This is a genomic window from Cellvibrio sp. PSBB006 (assembly GCF_002162135.1).
Classification (GTDB): domain Bacteria; phylum Pseudomonadota; class Gammaproteobacteria; order Pseudomonadales; family Cellvibrionaceae; genus Cellvibrio.
In genome coordinates this window covers 1,300,557-1,318,999 of the sequence record NZ_CP021382.1, presented here as the reverse complement: position 1 = coordinate 1,318,999, position 18,443 = coordinate 1,300,557, and the positions used below count along the sequence as shown (strand labels likewise).

Below are 18,443 nucleotides of genomic sequence, written 5' to 3'. Positions count from 1 at the left end.
CATGACAATGCATAACCAAAATCAATTCAATCAAGGGCTGTTGGCGTTTTTGCAAGTATCTCCCACGCCTTTCCATGCAACTGCCTGGATGGCCCAGCAACTGCAACAAGCCGGTTTTATTGCGCTCAATGAAGGTGATGCATGGCAGTTGGAAAGTGGCCAACGTTATGTGGTGACGCGCAACGATTCTTCCCTTATTGCCTTTGTCTACGGTAAACAACCGCTGCTGGAAACCGGCATTCGTATGGTGGGCGCGCACACCGATAGCCCTTGCTTGAAGGTGAAACCGCAACCTGAATTAAATCGTCGCGGTTATTTTCAATTGGGTGTGGAAGTATATGGTGGTGCGCTATTAGCGCCCTGGTTTGATCGCGATTTATCGCTGGCAGGGCGGGTTACCTACCGCGATCAATCCCACACTATTCGTAGCGTGTTGATTAATTATGTTGAGCCCGTGGCGACCATTCCCAGTCTGGCGATTCATCTGGATCGCGAAGTAAATCGCAATCGCAGTATCAACGCACAAAAAGATATTGTGCCGCTGCTACTCCAATTACGTGAGAAGGACACCCAAACGCCGGATTTTCGCACCCTGCTGTTGGCCCACATACAGCGCGAATATCCGCAGCTGACGGCAACGCAGGTGTTGGATTACGAAATCAGTCTATACGATACACAAGCGCCCGCATTGATAGGTTTACAACAGGATTTTCTTGCCAGCGCCCGGCTGGACAACTTGCTGAGTTGTTATATCGGCTTGCAGGCATTACTTCACGGCGACCCAGACGTAAGCAGTCTGTTGATCTGTACCGACCACGAAGAGATCGGCAGCACCTCAACCTGTGGGGCGCGGGGACCGATGTTGCAACAGTTTCTGGAGCGATTGATAGTGGATGTGGATACTCGGGTGCGCGTCCTGGATCGCTCCTTGATGGTCTCAGCGGATAATGCCCACGGCATCCATCCCAACTTCAGTGACCGTCATGATGAAAACCACGGCCCTTTGCTGAATCATGGACCGGTAATCAAGGTCAACGCCAATCAACGCTACGCGACCAACAGCGAGACAAGTGCAATATTCCGCTTTTTGTGTGAGCAGGCCCAGGTGCCGGTGCAGAGCTTTGTATCGCGCACGGATATGGAATGCGGTAGCACCATCGGTCCGTTGACAGCGGCAGAAGTCGGCGTCAAAACTCTGGACGTCGGTGTTCCGACTTTCGGCATGCATTCGGTCCGCGAACTGGCGGGTAGTCTTGATGCCTGGTACCTTTACCGCGTATTAACGGGCCTCTACCAATACACCAGGGCACCCGGTCTGTTTCATTAACAATTCTTGATGTCTGCGAAGCAAGATGGCGCGAGGCTAGTCATTGCGCCATTTCTTACGCCTTTTGTCGCGTTTGTCAGCCATTTATCCTGTGAACCACTCCCAAGTGTTGACAAGAAAACTCCCCCCTGAAACAGCGCAGTGACTATAATTACCAACCCACACACCCGTGTCGGCGGGTCCACGTCCGTGAGAGAAATTGCACAACAAGAGTAGTCCTGATCCATGACCAATACGATTAGTCACGACATCCTGCGCGTTTTTACGCCGTTTGATACCTTGAACCCGGAGTATCTGGACAAGGTGACCGAGAAAGCCAGCGTGCGCGAATTCCCCAAAGGCACCATGGTGTTTAAACGGGGTAAGGAACTGGAAGAAGCCTTTTACCTGATCGAAGGACATGTTGATCTGATTGATGCCCAATTTGTTATTACCTCGGTAGATCCCAGAAGTGATTCGCGCCGATTGCCACTCAGCGGCAGTTCGCCCACGCAAGTTTCCGCCATGACCAAGTCGCCGGTGAAACTGCTCTGTGTTGAGCGGGATTTTCTCGATCTGGTGATGGCCTGGAGTGAAAGCGGTGAAGATCCGTCCACAGTGTCCGAAGACGACAATGACTGGATGTCTTACCTCTTACAAGCGCCGCTCTTCGCCAAGATACCGCCGGGTAATATTCGCCAGTTATTTTCGCGTTTTACGGAGCAGAAGGTGACCGCCGACGAGGTGGTTGTGAAGGAGGGCGAACGCGGCGAATTATTCTATGTAGTGAAAACCGGCAGCGCGACGGTCGTGGACGCCAGCGGTAAAATTCTCGCGGCATTGCGTCCGGGTGATTATTTCGGTGAAGAAGCATTGGTGGGTGACACTACACGCAACGCAACAGTAAAGATGCTCACGCCTGGCAAATTAATGTGTTTGCAGAAAGAAGATTTTAAAGCGCTGTTACACGAACCCGTCACGCGTTTTATTACTGCCGAAGAATTGCGCGAGCGCCAGAAAGACATTCCACCCTATCAATTGCTCGATGTACGTCTGGCGGTTGAGCGACGCTTCCAGCATGTACCCGGCAGCCGCAACATTCCCTTGGGCAGTCTGCGCAGAACACTGGCGGAACTGGATTCGCATATGACTTACATTGTCACCGACGATGCCGGTCGCCGCAGTGATGTGGCGGCGCAGTTATTGAACCAGGCGGGGTTTGATACATACATTCTTAAACACGCCGATCAACATTACAGCGGCCTGTAATTTTCTCAGTGAAAATTCTGCTGCTGTCTGCCTACGATGCCGCCAGCCATCAACGCTGGCGGCAGGAACTCGAAGAATATTTCCCTGAACATCAATGGACTCAATTGAGTTTGCCGCCGCGTTATTTCAGTTGGCGTGTGCGCGGCAACAGTTTGAGTTGGGCATTTTCACAGCGCGAACTATTGTCCCAAACCTATGATGTATTAATTGCTACCTCGATGGTGGATTTGTCATCGCTGCGCGGTTTTGTTCCTGAACTCGCGCGCATTCCCACCCTGATTTATTTTCATGAAAACCAGTTTGCGTATCCGCCGGGTGAGGATCAGTCACTCAGTGTCGAACCGCAAATTACCTCGATATACAGCGCACTTTGCGCGGACAACATCATCTTTAACTCCGCCTTCAATCGCGATTCTTTTTTAGCGGGTGCCGAAACACTGTTGCGCCGTTTGCCGGATCATGTACCGCTGCATGTCATGCATGAATTATCGGCGCGTAGCCAGGTGGTGCCGGTGCCATTACGCAACGATTATTTTGTGGCGCCGGCACAGCGATCGTCGAGGCCATCGTTGATATGGAACCATCGCTGGGAATATGACAAAGGCCCCGAACGCCTGCTGGCGATGTTGCGTTACTGGTTTTCGGCGGGTGAGAACCCACCGATTACTGTGCATGTGGTGGGTCAGCAATTTCGTCAACAGCCACCGGTATTTACTGAGATCAAGGATCTTTTATTAGCGCAGGATTCGTTGGGCGAATGGGGCTTTGTGAAAGATGCCGGTCGTTATCGACAGCTGCTGCAAGAAAGTCACATTGCCGTCTCGACAGCAGTACACGATTTCCAGGGACTGGCTGTGCTGGAAGCGGTGGCGGCCGGTTGTGTACCTTTGGTGCCGGCACGTCAGGCATATCCGGAATGGTTTGGCCCGGAGGCTTGTTATCCATCGTTATTGGAAGATGTTGAGGGCGAGGGCAAAGCCATGGCGGGACGGCTTCGGCATCTTGTGCAGCAAATCATATCCGGTGAGAAGCTGCTGGCACCGGATCTCAGCCATTTGTCCTGGTCGGGTCTGCGGTTGCGTTATAAAAACCTGTTGGAGTTTTGCTCTTAAGGCTAACGGCATGAGCGCCAATCAGAAAATCGTTCAGCGGTCAGTGCCGAAAATGGCCAGTGCTTTGTGCGTTTATCGCTAGAATGGTCGTCATCCACGGCAAGAGCATTTAGTGATGACCGTATCTCTCAACAACAGCGATCTCAACAACACCGATTACCAGCGCGCTCGCCTGACCCGCGATGCCCGTTTTGACGGGTTGTTCTTCATCGCTGTCAAAACCACGGGCATTTTCTGCCGCCCTGTGTGCCCGGTAGTTCCGCCGTTGGAGAACAATGTCGAATACTTCGAACACGCCGCGTTGGCTGCGCAAGCGGGTTATCGCCCGTGCCTGCGCTGCCGTCCGGACAGTGCGCCGGGCTCCTGTGCCTGGCGCGGCACCGATACAACATTTACCCGCGCGCTGGCATTGCTGGAGGCGGGTGATTTGAATTCCGGTGGCTTACCGACGCTGGCTGCGCGGCTGGGCATTGGTGATCGTTATCTGCGTCGTCTGTTTCAGGAGCGCCTCGGCATGTCACCCAAGGCCTATGCCTTGTTTACGCAAGTGATGTTCGCCAAGAAGCTGCTTCACGAAACCTCACTCAGTGTCACCGATATTGCCGATGCGGCGGGTTTTAACAGCCTGCGCCGGTTTAACGATGCCTTTCGCAAACAGCTGCAAATGTCACCCTCTGCTATTCGTCGATCGCGCAAAGAGTTACCGGAACTGAAGCTTTCACTTGCCTACCGGCCGCCGCTCAATTGGTCGCTGATGCTGGACTTCTGGCGCAAGCGCTGTGTGCGCAGCATCGAGTGGGTCAATGGCGACAGCTACGGTCGAACCTTTGTGTTGCACAATCCAGCCGGCGATCAGGCACGCGGTTATTTTGAAGTGTGTCCGGCGGCGGTAGGGCATCAATTGCAACTGACCGTCAGCATCGACAAGCCGGCATTTCTCAAACCGCTGGTTAATCGGGTAAGACAGATTCTGGATCTGGATGCAGATATCAATCAGATTGAACAGCAGCTGGGCACCGCTGGCTTTCACTCGGTACTGACACCGGGACTGCGTATCCCTGGTATCTGGCATCCGTTTGAGGCGGGCGTCAGGGCTATCCTGGGGCAGCAAGTGAGCGTGGCGGCCGCACGGACGCATCTGGAGCGTTTGGTCGATGCGCTGGCAGAACCTTTATCCAGCACCGGTAATTTGTTTCCGTCCCCGTCTGCCATTGCGGCCAGCGATTTGAGCATGCTGAAGATGCCTGCCAGTCGTCGGGAAACCCTGCGTTGTTTTGCCGAATGGTATTGCCTCCACGGCGAGGAAAAACCGGTGACCGATTGGCTTGCCCTCAAAGGCATAGGCCCCTGGACAGTGGACTATGTGCAAATGCGTGCCTTGGGCCATACCGATATCTGGCTGGCGAGTGATCTCGGCGTTAAAAAAGCCCTGGCACAACTGACGGAGGGCGCCGTGTTTGACAGTGAAGCACTTAAACCCTGGCGCAGTTACGCCACCTTCCACCTTTGGCATTACCTGGGATAAAACCATGAACCCCTTATCCATGACTTGCACCCATATAACCTCGCCGCTGGGCGATATCCTGATCACCGCCAGCGATGCGGGGGTACATCACATTCTGTTTACCGATATGGCGGAGGCGGAACGTCTACTGGCGCTCGGCCTCGCCAGCGATGCCCATCCCTTCCTCGATGAAACCTGCGCGCAACTGGCAGCCTATTTTGCCGGCGAACGACGTGACTTCGATTTGCCGCTGGCCGCAAAGGGCACGGATTTCCAACACAAGGTCTGGGCCCAATTGCGGCAGATTCCCTATGCGGTAACCTGGGGTTACGGCGACCTCGCTCATGCTATACAGCAACCCACAGCGGCGCGGGCCGTAGGCATGGCGAACGGTAAAAATCCGCTCAGTATTGTGGTGCCGTGCCATCGGGTGATCGGTAAAAATCGTCAATTAACCGGCTATGCCGGTGGCTTGGAACGTAAAGCCTGGTTGCTGGCCCATGAGGCGCGTTTCCGCTAAACCATACTGACTCTGCTGCTGATCAGTGCGGTTCGCAAACCCCTTGCTTGCCTGTATGATGTGCCGCTTTCCGCTTTTGACGCATTGACCAATAAGAAGCCAGCAGACTATGAGCAAGCAACGGGTTTTAACCGGCATTACCACCACCGGCACACCACACCTGGGTAATTATGTGGGCGCCATTCGCCCGGCCATTGCCGCCAGCCAGGGCGCGGACGTGCAATCTTTTTATTTCCTCGCGGATTTCCATGCATTGATCAAATGCCATGATCCGGTACAGGTTCATCAGTCCACCCGCGAGATTGCTGCCACCTGGCTGGCGCTCGGGTTAAACACCGACAACGCCATCTTTTACCGCCAGTCCGATGTACCGGAAATCCCCCAATTATGCTGGATGCTCACCTGCATGGCGGCCAAGGGTTTAATGAATCGCGCCCATGCTTATAAAGCCTCTGTTGACGCCAATGTGGACGTCGGAGAAGACCCGGATTTTGGCATCACCATGGGGCTATATTCCTACCCGATCCTGATGGCGGCGGACATCCTGATGTTCAACGCCAACAAAGTCCCGGTGGGCAAAGACCAGATCCAACACATTGAAATGGCCCGCGACATCGCCGCACGCTTCAATCACCATTACGGCGAACACTTTGTCCTGCCGGAAGCCCTGGTGGATGACAATGTTGCGGTGCTGCAAGGCCTCGATGGTCGCAAGATGAGCAAGAGTTATGGCAACACCATCCCGTTGTTCTTACCGGAAAAACAACTGAAAAAAGCCATCAACAAAATCATCACCAACCTGCTCGAACCCGGCGAACCCAAAGACCCGGATACCTCCACGGTTTTCCAGATCTGGCAAGCCTTCGCCACCCCAGAGCAAACCGCACAGATGCGCCAGGCGTTCGCCGATGGCATCGCCTGGGGCGAGGCAAAGAAACAATTGTTTGAACTCATCAACGGCCAGTTAGGTGAAGCGCGGGAACGCTACGAAGCTTTGCTGGCCAACCCCGCGCACATCGAAGAAGTACTGCAAGCCGGCGCTCAAAAAGCACGCGCCTACAGTCAACCCCTATTGGAAAAACTTCGCGCAGCCGTTGGCATTAAAGCCATCAGCTAACTTCGCTAGCAAGCTCGCACAATGCGAGTTTGTCATTAGGGCTTTGTGTTTCGAAACCCTCAAGTCACGGACGACTTGAGGGAGCCACAGGGACGTGTTTATGCGCTTTCGAAACACAAAGCCCTAATGACAAACGGATTTCAAAGCTCTTACTGTCTGAATGAAACATTGATCTAGATCAGCACCCCTCAATCGCCCCCTCCGGATAATGGAACTAGCCGCCAAACGAAATGATACCGGCGGTACGTTGTCAACTAACAAGACAACCATTCCCAAAAAGAAGGAGTCGCAACCATGTTTACCAAAATCCTTGTCCCAACCGACGGATCACCCCTATCCGAAAAAGCCGTCACCGCTGCGGTGGACTTTGCTGGGCAGGTAGACGCCGCCCTTGTCGCCATCTCGGTGGCCGAACCCTACCGCTTCATCCCCCCGGCAACAGCAGGGTTGATGTACGACCCGAACCTGTACAGCGAAGAACTCCAGCAACGTTTCGATCAACAGTCGCAACAACAAGCCCAGGAAATCGTCCAGAAAGTTGCAGACGCAGCTCAGGCAAGAGGTGTTGTTTGTGAAGTCACAACACCGATGTCATCAAGCCCTCACGAAGAAATCGTCAAGGCGGTGGAAAAGTACGGGTGCGATGCAGTGTTTATGGCATCCCACGGACGCAAAGGACTGAATAAATTATTTCTCGGCAGTGAGACGCAAAAAGTCCTGAGCGACACCACCATTCCCGTGATGGTATTTCGCTAGGGCGTGTTTTGTTTGGGGCTTAATAACAGCGGTTGATCCAGTCCCATTTCAGTCGGAACACCGGGGTTTTCCAACACAAAGACGCGCAGTTTTGCGCTCTTCATTTGCTGCACCTGCTCGGAAAAATGCTGCTCGAACAAGCGGTCGAGGGAGCCGTCCTGCCTGGCTTGGGTGAGTCCGCGCTCAAGGCGGTCTGCCAAAGCTGGATGTTTGGCGCTGACATGGAACAGGGTGGGTAGCGGGTAATAGAGCATAAGGTCCGGCAGTACCATCAGACTGTCGGAATATTGCTCAAAGCGCGACAAGGCGCCGTTGACTTCAATCACGCTGAGCGGAATGTAGTCGAAGCGTCCCGCCAGTAACATGGAAAAAAGGGTGAAATATTCAGCGTCGCCGCGCACCTGATACTTGTTGTGCTCATAAATGCTGATATCGGTCCAGCCGCGCCCCTGACCCGCGACCAGGCTTTTCAATTTTGCAGCGTCGGTTATTTCACTGAATTGTTCATAGTCACGGCGGCGGATGATCAGACTGCGATAGCCGAGCAGGCTTTTCATCAACGGAATTTTAACGGGGATGCTTTCTTCCATTTGCTCGCGGCGATCCTGCTCAGTGAGCAGGGGACGCAAAGGGCTGGCATGGATATTAAGAAATTCGCCTTGGGCAATGGCGCGATGCGCGCGCGAACGACTGAGGGTTTCGAGTTTGCGCTCAATCTTGTAATCGCCATGTGTGGAGCGGGTTTTCTCTAATGCGAGCTTAAGTATCGCTACCTGGTAATCGTCCCGCTGCGGCGTAATACCCCAATCCCAATAGCGGTATACCATCGCATCCTTGTCACGGTCATTGGCATAGCCGGGTACTGCGACAATCGCCATCAGCGGGATAAGCAGGGCAAGTAACGATTTCATGGCGAACATAGCTATCTTGAAAAAGGCGTCAATTGATTATTAAGGATAGCAGTCTTTCCTTATATACGGCGCCAACGCCCCTGGATGCGCGATGAACCTGCTACTCGCCTGCGTCCAGCTCGCTGAGAACCTGATAAATGCTGCGCGTCAAATGACGCAACTCATCGGGTTTGATGACGTAGGAGGGCATCAGGTAGACCAACTTGCCGAAAGGGCGGACCCACACCCCTTCTTCTACAAAACGCGCCTGGATACTGGCCATAGGCGGAAGCTGCTTCAATTCCACCACGCCGATAGCACCCAATACCCTTACGTCCTCCACCGCTGGCAGATCGCGACAGGCTTCCAGCTCCTGAGCTAATTGAGTCTGAATGCTGGCCACCTGCAACTGCCAATGGCTTTTCAACAACAGATTCACACTCGCGATTCCCACCGCACAGGCGAGGGGATTACCCATAAACGTCGGGCCATGCATAAAGGCGCCAGCACCATTTTGGGAAATCATGTCGCTCACCTTGTCGTTGCACAGGGTGGCGGCGAGGGTGATGTAACCGCCGGTCAAGGCTTTGCCGAGACACATAATGTCGGGACTGATACGCGCATGGTCGCAGGCAAAGAGTTCGCCGGTACGGCCAAAACCTGTGGCAATTTCATCGGCAATCAACAGCACATCGAATTGCGTACACAACTCCCGCACCCGGCGCAAATAATGCGGCGAATAAAAGCGCATGCCGCCGGCATTCTGGGCGATAGGCTCAAGCACAACGGCTGCAATTTTCTGGCGATGCTGTTGGATCAGGTGAGAGAAATTAATCAGGTGACGCTCGTCCCACTCTTCGTCGAACTTGCAAGCGGGCGCCTCGGTGAAGATGTGGTGCTTGAGAAACTGGTTAAACATGCCGTGCATGCCGCTGACCGGGTCACATACGGACATGGCGGCGAAGGTGTCGCCGTGATAACCGCTCCGCAAGGCCAGGAATTGGGTGCGTTGGTGCTGGCCTTGGGCAAACCAGTATTGCAGAGCCATCTTCAGCGCAATTTCTATGGCGACCGAACCCGAATCGGAGAAAAAAACCTTGTTCAATCCGTCGGGCGTAATGTCCACTAATTGCTTGGCCAGGCGAGCCACGGGTTCATGGGTCAGCCCACCGAGCATGACGTGGGCGACCTTGGCCAGTTGATTTTCCACCGCCTTGTTCAATACCGGGTGATTGTAGCCATGCAACACACTCCACCAGGAGGCTGTGCCATCAATCAATTGACGCCCGTCGGTGAGATGCAAACGAACGCCTTCGGCATGGCTGACCGGGTAGACAGGCGCAGGGTTGGGAAAGGCAGCATAGGGGTGCCAGACGTGAGCCTGGTCAAAGGCAAGGATTTCATCAGTAGAGAGCGTGGATTTGTCGAGCATGAGGTCTTATCAGATTCCGTTAAATAAAGTCGTCAGTTCAGGTGCGCAAGCTTACCCCAGTTGATCGGTGCGGGTGATCGATGTTAATCGGAATAGGGCAATGCAACCGCAGGATTGCGCTTCGACCACGATGCATGCGGCTAATTCATACCGGTCGATGTGACTTTTGTTGTGACGTTGCAGAATTATGATTCACCTCGCGTCGAGCGCGGTAGTGTCATAACTTGGGGCGGGGGCGTCAAGGTGAATCCATCACACTGTTACCTGAAGCGCACCACCAGATCCAACTGCCGTTTGGATAGTTGTGCCATTTCGCGGGTCAGGGCGTCGGAAGCTTCGATCTCCGTTTGCGAGTGGTCGGAGATCTTGGCAATGGCAGAGGTATTGCGTTCGATCTCCACAGCCATGGAAGATTGCTCTTCTGCAGCGGCGGCAATTTGATGGGACATCTGGTCGATACTGCTCACGGAATGCGAGATAGACGCCAGGGCATTCCTGACATTCTCCATTTCACTCACACTGCGCTCTACCAGGTTCTGGCAGTTATCCATTCGCTGGCCAGCATCGTCCGTAGCTTTGCTCAGGTTGCTGATGATGTCCTGAATGTGCGCAGTGGATTCCTGGGTGCGTTGGGCGAGGGTACGCACTTCATCGGCCACCACGGCAAAACCGCGCCCTTGTTCGCCGGCACGAGCCGCTTCAATGGCGGCGTTCAGGGCGAGGAGATTGGTTTGTTCAGCGATACTGCGAATAACATCGACCACGCTGGCAATCTTGCTGCTATCGGCGGATAGGCGATCCAGTACCATCCCCAGATCCCCGACGGTGCCGGACAAATCAGCAATCGCCGTATTCGCCCCCTCAATGACCTTGTTGCCCTTATCGACTTCGCTGATCGCCGCATTGGTTGCGGAATAGGTTTGCGTGGCGCCATTGGCGACTTCCTGCACAGCCAGTGACATCTGCTGCATGGCGTGGGCGACGCTGCTGGTTTCCTGTTGTTGTTCGTTCATACCTGCGTGGGTTTTACGGGATTGGGCGTGGGCGGCATCAGACTTCTGATGCAATTCCCGCGATGACTCCGCAAACCGCCCCAGCGCTGTTCGCAGGCGAGCCTTCAAGGCTAGTTGTGCAAACAGGATTTCACCCATGGCGTCGCTGCGCCCGGTATAGATATAAGCGGCAACCGGGTCGTGGATAACCATCCGTGCGTCGGCCAATGCGTGTTGGAGACTGCCCCGTTGAAATTGATAAACGAGCGTACTGATCAATCCGCTGATGATAATCAGCCCCGGAAAAACGCTACTGCTAAACAAGCCAGACAGGAAACTGCCGATACACAAAAGCAGCAGACTGGAGATGAACGTCAGGATGGCATTGCTAAAACGACTCCAGAGATGAGCGAGGGGAGAATAGATGGACTTGCCCGCTTGCAGCCGCTCATAAACCTGCGCGGCGCGCGTAATGCACGCGGCATCCGGTTTGACCCGCACAGATTCGTAACCCTGAATCTGGCCCCGGTCACGCAGGGGAGTCACGTAAGCGTCCACCCAATAGTGATCACCGTTCTTGCAGCGGTTGATGATGATGCCCATCCACGGCTTGCCAGCCTTCAGCGCCGTCCACAACATGCCAAAGGCTTCGCGCGGCATCTGGGGGTGGCGCAGGATATTGTGCGGCTGGTTGATCAGCTCATCGTGGCTATAGCCGGAAATGCGTCGGAAAGTCTCGTTGCAGAAAAGGATATTGCCGTGGATATCCGAGGAAGAAACAATTTCGTCAGTGGCGGAGACAAACACTTCTCTGCCGGTGACCGGGCCGTTATTGCGCATCACACATCCTTACATCGTCAAACAGGTACAAAGTTCAATAGATTATCGACTTAATTGGCGAAGAGTTTAGATCAGAATCAAGAACTTGGCAGATTATGAACACGCGCCGTCAGGCTGCGCGTGAATCAGCGATGCAACCCGGTGTCAGACGATCAACAAACGCTTGCAGTTGCTGTTGGCGGCGCGGCTGGAGATCCACAAATTCCAGGCTGATACGCGTTGCCCGATAGGGTTCGCGACACAACCGGAAAGCGCGCACCCTCGCGCGGCAGTAAATATGCAATTCCTTACTCAAATGCACTTCGCACAAGGGCACGGCCGTATCGCGATGCAATTGATTAAGCAGGTTGCCCGGCACCAATACGCACAATCCCGCGCCGGATAAATCTTTTACCGTACCGTAGCAGGCATCCTGTCCCATCAGGCGGATTTTGGCGGTGATGGGGGTGTGATTGCTCAAATCACAACGCGGACTCATCCGGCGCGGCTGGTATCGGACATTCTCAGGCAATACCACGGCGATACCACTGGCCCCGAAGCGGGAACCCCAGGCAATAATAGGTGTGGTGAACGCCAGGACTTCACCATTGCGGTGATGACGCACCGTGATTTCATCGCCGGTTTCCAGAAAGTTTTGTTCGGGGAAAAGGTCATCCATCCACAGCAGGTTCCGCTCAACGTCGATGGCGATAATCATGCTTTGGTAACTGCGGTGTTGGCCGGCGGGAACAACCTCCAGAATCTGGCGACTGGCCTGGAGTTGTTGCAATGTGGCACAACCCTCGTGCGCAGCTGCCAGAGGGGCAGCATGCTGGGCTTCACTGCCCGTCAGTGTTTTGGTGGTAAGTTTTTGCAGGACCGCGCGCAACAGAGTCATCGACAATTTCTCCAGACATCAGAATCGTTTTACTGACATCACTGGAGCAAAGCCTGTGCCAGCGGCAGTTGTTGCCGTTTTCTGTGCAATTGCGGCGCCTCGGCTGGCCATGAAGGCGGATTGATTCATGTTATAGCACCCGAAGCGGCAATGTTTTGCCTGGCCGGCGGCAAAGCGGCAAGCCATGTCGTTCAGCCATGACTGGCAAAAGATGCTCGGCGAGAGTCATTCCCTCTCATGGGTAAAATCCGTACAATGCGCGCCTTGGCTCCGCCCTTACGTCGTCCAATCCACGGCCAGCCCGCAGAAGATTCCTATGAAAGAATTACACGTCCGCAAAGAACGCCTCGAATTTAACAAACTGCAAAAGCGCTTGCGGCGGCAGGTCGGCAGCGCGATCACTGATTACAACATGATTGAAGATGGCGATAAGGTGATGGTGTGCCTGTCCGGCGGCAAGGATTCCTACACTATGCTGGATATCCTGATGAGCCTGCAAAAAACCGCTCCTATCACCTTCGATATCGTGGCGGTCAACATGGACCAGAAACAGCCGGGTTTCCCCGAGCATGTGTTGCCGCAATACCTGACCGAATTGGGCGTGCCGTTTCATATCATCGAAAAAGATACCTACAGTATCGTCAAGGAAGTGGTGCCGGAAGGTAAAACCACCTGCGGACTTTGCTCGCGTTTGCGTCGCGGGACGCTGTACGGTTTTGCCAACGATATCGGCGCGACCAAGATTGCCCTGGGCCATCATCGTGACGACATTATTGAAACCTTATTCCTGAACATGTTTTACGGCGGCAAACTCAAAGCCATGCCACCGAAATTATTGGCTGATGACAAACGCAATATTCTGATTCGTCCCTTGGCCTATTGTCGCGAAGAGGATATTGCGGAATTTGCTGAAGCCAAAGGTTTCCCGATTATTCCTTGCAACCTCTGTGGTTCGCAGGAGAACCTGCAACGTCAGGTGATCAAGCAAATGTTGAATGACTGGGAGAAGCAGAATCCTGGTCGCACAGAAACGATCTTCTCGGCCATCAAAAATGTGGTTCCTTCGCAACTGGCGGATGACAGCTTGTTTAATTTCCGTGATTTACAGATCCAGCCGGGCGGGGAGCTTGGCGATGGTGGTGACGAATTGAATTTCGATCGTTCGCCAGTGGTGCAGTACATTGATGCGGTTCAGGTTTGATTTTCGTTAATAATTTTTGTGCGAATGTCTTAAATCAGATGCGTTAGTGCATTTGGCTGGTTCCCTTGAATGCTTTGTGTGTCGGATTACGCTGTGCTAATCCGACCTACGGGTTTTGCAACGTCTTCTCTTTTTTTGCCTCCAATAGCTTGCCTATACTGATTGATAATGATCGACCTGAGATGGGAGTAAGTTATGCGCGTGGGGGTGCCCAAAGAAGTTAAAGCCGGGGAACATCGTGTTGGTTTAACACCGGCGGCGGTACAGGAACTAACGACGCGCGGCCATGAAGTATTTGTCCAGCAACATTGCGGTCATGTGATCGGCTTTGTTGATGAACATTATCAGCGAGCCGGTGCCCGTGTACTGGCCACAACCGCAGAGGTTTACCAGGCGGCGGAGCTGGTTGTTAAGGTCAAAGAACCGCAAGTAACGGAATATGATTATTTGCGCGCGGATCACCTGTTATTTACCTATTTGCACTTAGCTGCCGACGAAAAACTTGCGCGTGCCTTGCAAGCCTCCCACGCCACATGTATTGCCTACGAAACCGTAACCGATGCCCAGGGGCGCTTGCCACTGTTGGCACCTATGTCCGAAGTGGCGGGGCGGATCGCCGTGCAAGCCGGGGCTCACCATCTGGAAATAGCCCAGGGTGGTCGGGGTGTGTTGCTGGGCGGCGTGCCCGGTGTTGCACCGGCCAATGTGGTTATCCTCGGTGGCGGCGTGGTGGGTACCCAGGCTGCCCGGGTAGCGTTGGGGATGGGCGCCAGGGTGACGGTATTGGATAAATCCCTGCCGCGTTTGCGCGAACTGGATGCAATATTTGCGGGACGCGTGCAATTCGAGTTTATGACACTGGCGCGTCTGGAAGACCTGGCAATGGAAGCAGACCTCATTGTTGGTGCAGTATTAATCGCCGGTGCCAGCGCACCGAAGCTGCTGAGCCGCGAACAGATTTCCCGCATGCAAAATGGCAGTGTGCTGGTGGATGTGGCGATTGACCAAGGCGGTTGTTTTGCCACCTCCAAGCCCACCACGCACGAACAACCGACTTACGTTATCGATGGTGTGGTGCATTACTGCGTGGCCAATATCCCCAGTGCTGTGGCTCGCACCGCAACTATGGCATTAACCAATGCTACCTTGCCTTATGTACTTGCGTTGGCGGGTGGAGGCCTGCCAGCGGCCCTTGCTGACCCGCATTTGTTGGCCGGTATCAATATACTGCGCGGCGAATTGACCCATGCCGCCGTGGCGGAATCGTTGGGTATTTCATGGCGAGCCGCCGACCGGGTGGCACGTGAATAATTAGTATAAAAAGTTAGTCTGCGGGATTCGTTCAATCGATATTGATCTATACTTCAGCCAGGGCCTGTCCACACTAATTTTCTCGCCGCTGCTGCGGCGCTCTCCTTTTTTATCACGGATCATATGTATAAATGAGAGATAACCCTCCGTCGTTTTTTCACGGCATCTCTTTTCAATTAGCCAAGATCGGTATTATTTTGGCGTTTGTGCTCAGCTTTTTTATGAGCTCAGCACAGCTATACCTCGATTTTCATAACCAACAGGAAGAACTGGAAAGCCTCATCAATCGGGTTATCGAAGTGGCCACGCCGCCTGCTGCCCGTTCCGTGCAAACCCTTGACGATGAACTTTCCGATGAAGTCGTCAACGGACTGTTGCGCTATGGCTTTATCTATGAGGTCACCATTACGGATGAACTCGGTAATATTCTCGCCCAGGGGCGCAGTGAACGCCCCCCTTCCACAACGCGCTGGATGACAGAACAACTGACCCAAAGTAGCAAGGAATATTCAGCGGATCTGATGATTGCCGGGTATGCCGAAGGTACCGCAGGCAATATCCGTTTTTCGGTGGATATGGACCAGGCGCTAGCGGGTTTTTATGCGCGTTCAGAACTGGGTTTGTTCACTGGCGTATTGCGCAATATGCTGTTGGTATTGCTGCTGTTCTTTGCATTTTATTTCACGCTCACCAAACCTCTCGCGAAGCTGGCTCGTGAAATCAACAACATCAATCCCGATCATCCCGGTGTGCAACGGCTGACGCCGCTACCGGCGCGGCGTAAAGATGAGCTGGCGCAACTGATCAGCAGCAGTAACCAATTGCTCGATGTAGTGGAGTTGTCCCTGGCAAAACGGCGCGCGGTAGAACTTGCTTTGCGTAAAAGTGAAGAGCACTTGCGGCAGATTATCGATAGCCTTCCGGTCATGATCGGTGCGCGCAATATCGCGGGTTATTATTTGTTTGCCAACAAGGCGTTGTCCGACAAGTTGGGTTTTACCCAGGAGCAAATGCGTAATCAGCATGTGCGTCAGCTGTTAAAAAATTCGGTATTTGATATTGACTCCATGTTGCAAAACGATCAGAGGGTTATCAGCGGTGGACAGGCGATTGATGTCTTTGAAGAAGTTTTTGTTACAGCAACGGGCGAAAGCATTTATCTGCAAACCCATATTATGCCGATGGCGTTTTACGACGAAAAAGTCGCGCTGATTGTATCGGTAGACGTGACAGAACGTAAAAATGCCCAGGCAAAGATGGAATATATGGCGCACCATGATGCGTTGACCGGATTGCCCAATCGTATCCAACTGGTTGAGCGGCTGGAGCACGAACTGCGCCGCGCGGAGCGCCACGCCTATTACGGTGCAGTGTTATTTATCGATCTCGATCAATTCAAGAATATCAACGATTCACTGGGGCATCCGGTCGGTGATCGGGTATTGCAGGAAGTGGCCAGTCGCTTGACGCGCACCGTGCGCGATGAAGACCTGGTGGCGCGCTTGAGCGGCGATGAATTTGTGGTGGTGCTGACCGTACTGGATCAGGATCTCGGAACCGCCGCGTTACGCGCGGGTGAAATCAGCGAAAAAATTCGCGCCGTTATTTCGCAACCCTGCGTGTACGACAATATGGAATTGCGCGTGACCTGTAGTGTGGGTGTGGTGGTGTATCCCGATCGCAATAATTCGGTTCACGAACTCTTGCGCTATGCGGATACCGCGATGTATCAGGTAAAAGAAAAAGGCCGCGACTCCATTGAGTTTTTCAACGAGGAAATGGCCGATAAAGTCAGTCGGCAATTGGTGATGGAAGGCGACTTGCATCGCGCGCTCGATGAACAACAATTCGAATTATATTTCCAGCCCAAGGTCGACGTGCGCAGTGGTCGCGTAAAAGGCGCAGAGGCTTTATTGCGCTGGTTGCATCCCACCAAAGGCACGATTTCTCCTATAGATTTTATTCCGGTACTGGAAACCTCCGGCATGATTCTGGAGGTGGGTCAGTGGGTATTGGAAGAAGCGTGTAAAACCCTGGTGCGCTGGCAGGAACAGGGTCTATGGCAAGACGGTATGCGTCTGAGTATTAATATCAGCCCGCGACAGTTCCGCCGCAATGCGTTTGTTGATGATGTGTTGCAAACACTGGATACCTACGCCATTCCGCACAAATCACTGGAGATGGAAATTACCGAAGGCATTGTGATCCAGCGTGTCGATGAAGCCATTACTACCATGACCGTGCTGGCAGACCAGGGCATCAGTTTTTCGTTGGATGATTTCGGTACGGGTTATTCGTCTATCAGTTATTTAAAACGTTTGCCGGTGGGTGTCTTGAAGATTGACCAAGGCTTTGTGCGCGACATTATCGAAGATCGCAATGATCGGGTGTTGGTGGAAACCATCATCACCATGGGGCGCTTGTTGGATATGGAAGTGGTTGCCGAAGGTGTCGAGCAGGCAGAACAGCTGACCATCCTCAAACAATATGGGTGTCATTTCTATCAGGGTTATTATTTCAGTCCCGCCGTAAACCTCACGGCCTTCGAAGATATCCTGCGCACTGATCAGCAGCGCGACAGTTAAAATAAGCGGCTGATGATGAAGGGAATTGCCGTATCAACGCGCAGAATGCGTTCGCCCACATGTACCGCTTCAAAACCGCAACGCATCAATAAATCTATCTCGTAAGAAATGAATCCGCCCTCCGGACCAATCGCCAGCGTCACTCGCCCGTCAATTTGCCTCGGGCAAGCAGTGTCGGTATAGGGGTGAGCCACCAGCGCACGGGAATCCTGTATTAATCCCGGCAATTCATCTTCTACAAAAGGTTTGAAGCGTTTTGCCAGTCGTACCTGTGGCATCTGTGTATCGCCACCTTGTTCCAGGCCCAACAGCAAATGATCGCGGATACTGTTCGCTTCAAGGATCGGTGTTTGCCAATAACTTTTTTCCACGCGGTAGCTGTTAATCAGAACGATATCCTTTATCCCGAGAGTGGCGCAGTTTTGCAGGATGCGTTTGAGCATCTTGGGGCGGGGTAGGGCGAGCACCAGGGTTAACGGTAAGGGGGCCGGCGGTGCGTGTTGCAAGTCTACGGCTAATTCAATTTCACCCGGATAAATCGCGGTGATACTGGCGGTGCCGATCAACCCATTGATCAAACCCACTTTCAGTTGATCGTCCACACCGGCTTTATGAATGTTCAGGATATGCTGCACGCGCCGTTCATCGCGCAACCGGGCCTGGGTGGGTGAAACAAGATCATCAACGGACAGAAGAATCAGGTTCACAAAAGATCATCCAGAATGGCGGCG

15 protein-coding genes are annotated in these 18,443 nt (G+C 53.4%); 10 read left to right on the top strand and 5 right to left on the bottom strand.

Features of this window, described 5'->3' with window-relative positions; all coding sequences use genetic code 11:
- Position 1 precedes the first annotated feature (1 nt).
- The 7 genes from CBR65_RS05435 (at position 2) to CBR65_RS05400 (ending at position 7,584) form a co-directional block, all read left to right on the top strand.
- Positions 2-1,327 carry a M18 family aminopeptidase gene (locus CBR65_RS05435; protein WP_369825648.1) on the top strand — a complete coding sequence of 442 codons (1,326 nt, stop codon included), beginning with the start codon at positions 2-4 and terminating at the stop codon, positions 1,325-1,327.
- Between the two features lie 225 nt (positions 1,328-1,552).
- Entirely contained in the window at positions 1,553-2,575 is a 1,023-nt protein-coding gene (locus CBR65_RS05425) for a cyclic nucleotide-binding domain-containing protein (RefSeq protein WP_087465915.1), read from the top strand.
- Positions 2,576-2,583: 8 nt separating this feature from the next.
- A complete protein-coding gene (locus CBR65_RS05420) occupies positions 2,584-3,687 on the top strand; it encodes a DUF3524 domain-containing protein (protein ID WP_087465914.1) in 1,104 nt (367 codons plus the stop codon).
- 115 nt (positions 3,688-3,802) lie between these two features.
- A complete protein-coding gene (locus CBR65_RS05415; RefSeq protein WP_087465913.1) occupies positions 3,803-5,212 on the top strand; it encodes a DNA-3-methyladenine glycosylase 2 family protein in 1,410 nt (469 codons plus the stop codon).
- 4 nt (positions 5,213-5,216) lie between these two features.
- On the top strand, positions 5,217-5,711 hold the full coding sequence (locus tag CBR65_RS05410) for a methylated-DNA--[protein]-cysteine S-methyltransferase (protein ID WP_304441687.1): 495 nt from the start codon (positions 5,217-5,219) through the stop codon (positions 5,709-5,711).
- Positions 5,712-5,820: 109 nt separating this feature from the next.
- Positions 5,821-6,828 (top strand): tryptophan--tRNA ligase, encoded by a 1,008-nt coding sequence (locus tag CBR65_RS05405; protein WP_087465911.1) that lies wholly within the window; start codon positions 5,821-5,823, stop codon positions 6,826-6,828.
- Positions 6,829-7,122: 294 nt separating this feature from the next.
- Positions 7,123-7,584: a universal stress protein gene (locus tag CBR65_RS05400; protein WP_087465910.1), complete on the top strand. Its 462-nt coding sequence runs from the start codon at positions 7,123-7,125 to the stop codon at positions 7,582-7,584.
- On the opposite strand, the gene CBR65_RS05395 is transcribed toward CBR65_RS05400, so the two are convergent.
- From CBR65_RS05395 to CBR65_RS05380, 4 genes are all read right to left on the bottom strand, one after another.
- Positions 7,581-8,495, bottom strand: a complete 915-nt coding sequence (locus tag CBR65_RS05395; RefSeq protein ID WP_157671982.1) for a transporter substrate-binding domain-containing protein — start codon at positions 8,493-8,495, stop codon at positions 7,581-7,583. The genes CBR65_RS05400 and CBR65_RS05395 overlap by 4 nt on opposite strands.
- Before the next feature lie 100 nt (positions 8,496-8,595).
- Positions 8,596-9,906 (bottom strand): adenosylmethionine--8-amino-7-oxononanoate transaminase, encoded by a 1,311-nt coding sequence (bioA, locus tag CBR65_RS05390; protein ID WP_087465908.1) that lies wholly within the window; start codon positions 9,904-9,906, stop codon positions 8,596-8,598.
- A gap of 260 nt (positions 9,907-10,166) precedes the next feature.
- Positions 10,167-11,738, bottom strand: coding sequence for a PAS domain-containing methyl-accepting chemotaxis protein (locus tag CBR65_RS05385; RefSeq protein WP_087465907.1), 1,572 nt, complete (start codon positions 11,736-11,738; stop codon positions 10,167-10,169).
- A gap of 109 nt (positions 11,739-11,847) precedes the next feature.
- Complete coding sequence (locus CBR65_RS05380) at positions 11,848-12,615, bottom strand: flagellar brake protein (RefSeq protein ID WP_087465906.1); 768 nt, start codon at positions 12,613-12,615, stop codon at positions 11,848-11,850.
- A gap of 316 nt (positions 12,616-12,931) precedes the next feature.
- Here CBR65_RS05380 and ttcA point away from each other — a divergent pair, with 316 nt between their 5' ends.
- The 3 genes from ttcA (at position 12,932) to CBR65_RS05365 (ending at position 17,712) form a co-directional block, all read left to right on the top strand.
- Complete coding sequence (gene ttcA / locus CBR65_RS05375) at positions 12,932-13,816, top strand: tRNA 2-thiocytidine(32) synthetase TtcA (RefSeq protein ID WP_087465905.1); 885 nt, start codon at positions 12,932-12,934, stop codon at positions 13,814-13,816.
- A gap of 195 nt (positions 13,817-14,011) precedes the next feature.
- On the top strand, positions 14,012-15,127 hold the full coding sequence (ald, locus tag CBR65_RS05370) for an alanine dehydrogenase (RefSeq protein WP_087465904.1): 1,116 nt from the start codon (positions 14,012-14,014) through the stop codon (positions 15,125-15,127).
- 131 nt (positions 15,128-15,258) lie between these two features.
- Entirely contained in the window at positions 15,259-17,712 is a 2,454-nt protein-coding gene (locus CBR65_RS05365; protein ID WP_087465903.1) for a bifunctional diguanylate cyclase/phosphodiesterase, read from the top strand.
- On the opposite strand, the gene CBR65_RS05360 is transcribed toward CBR65_RS05365, so the two are convergent.
- On the bottom strand, positions 17,709-18,419 hold the full coding sequence (locus CBR65_RS05360) for a 16S rRNA (uracil(1498)-N(3))-methyltransferase (RefSeq protein WP_087465902.1): 711 nt from the start codon (positions 18,417-18,419) through the stop codon (positions 17,709-17,711). The genes CBR65_RS05365 and CBR65_RS05360 overlap by 4 nt on opposite strands.
- Positions 18,420-18,443 lie beyond the last annotated feature (24 nt).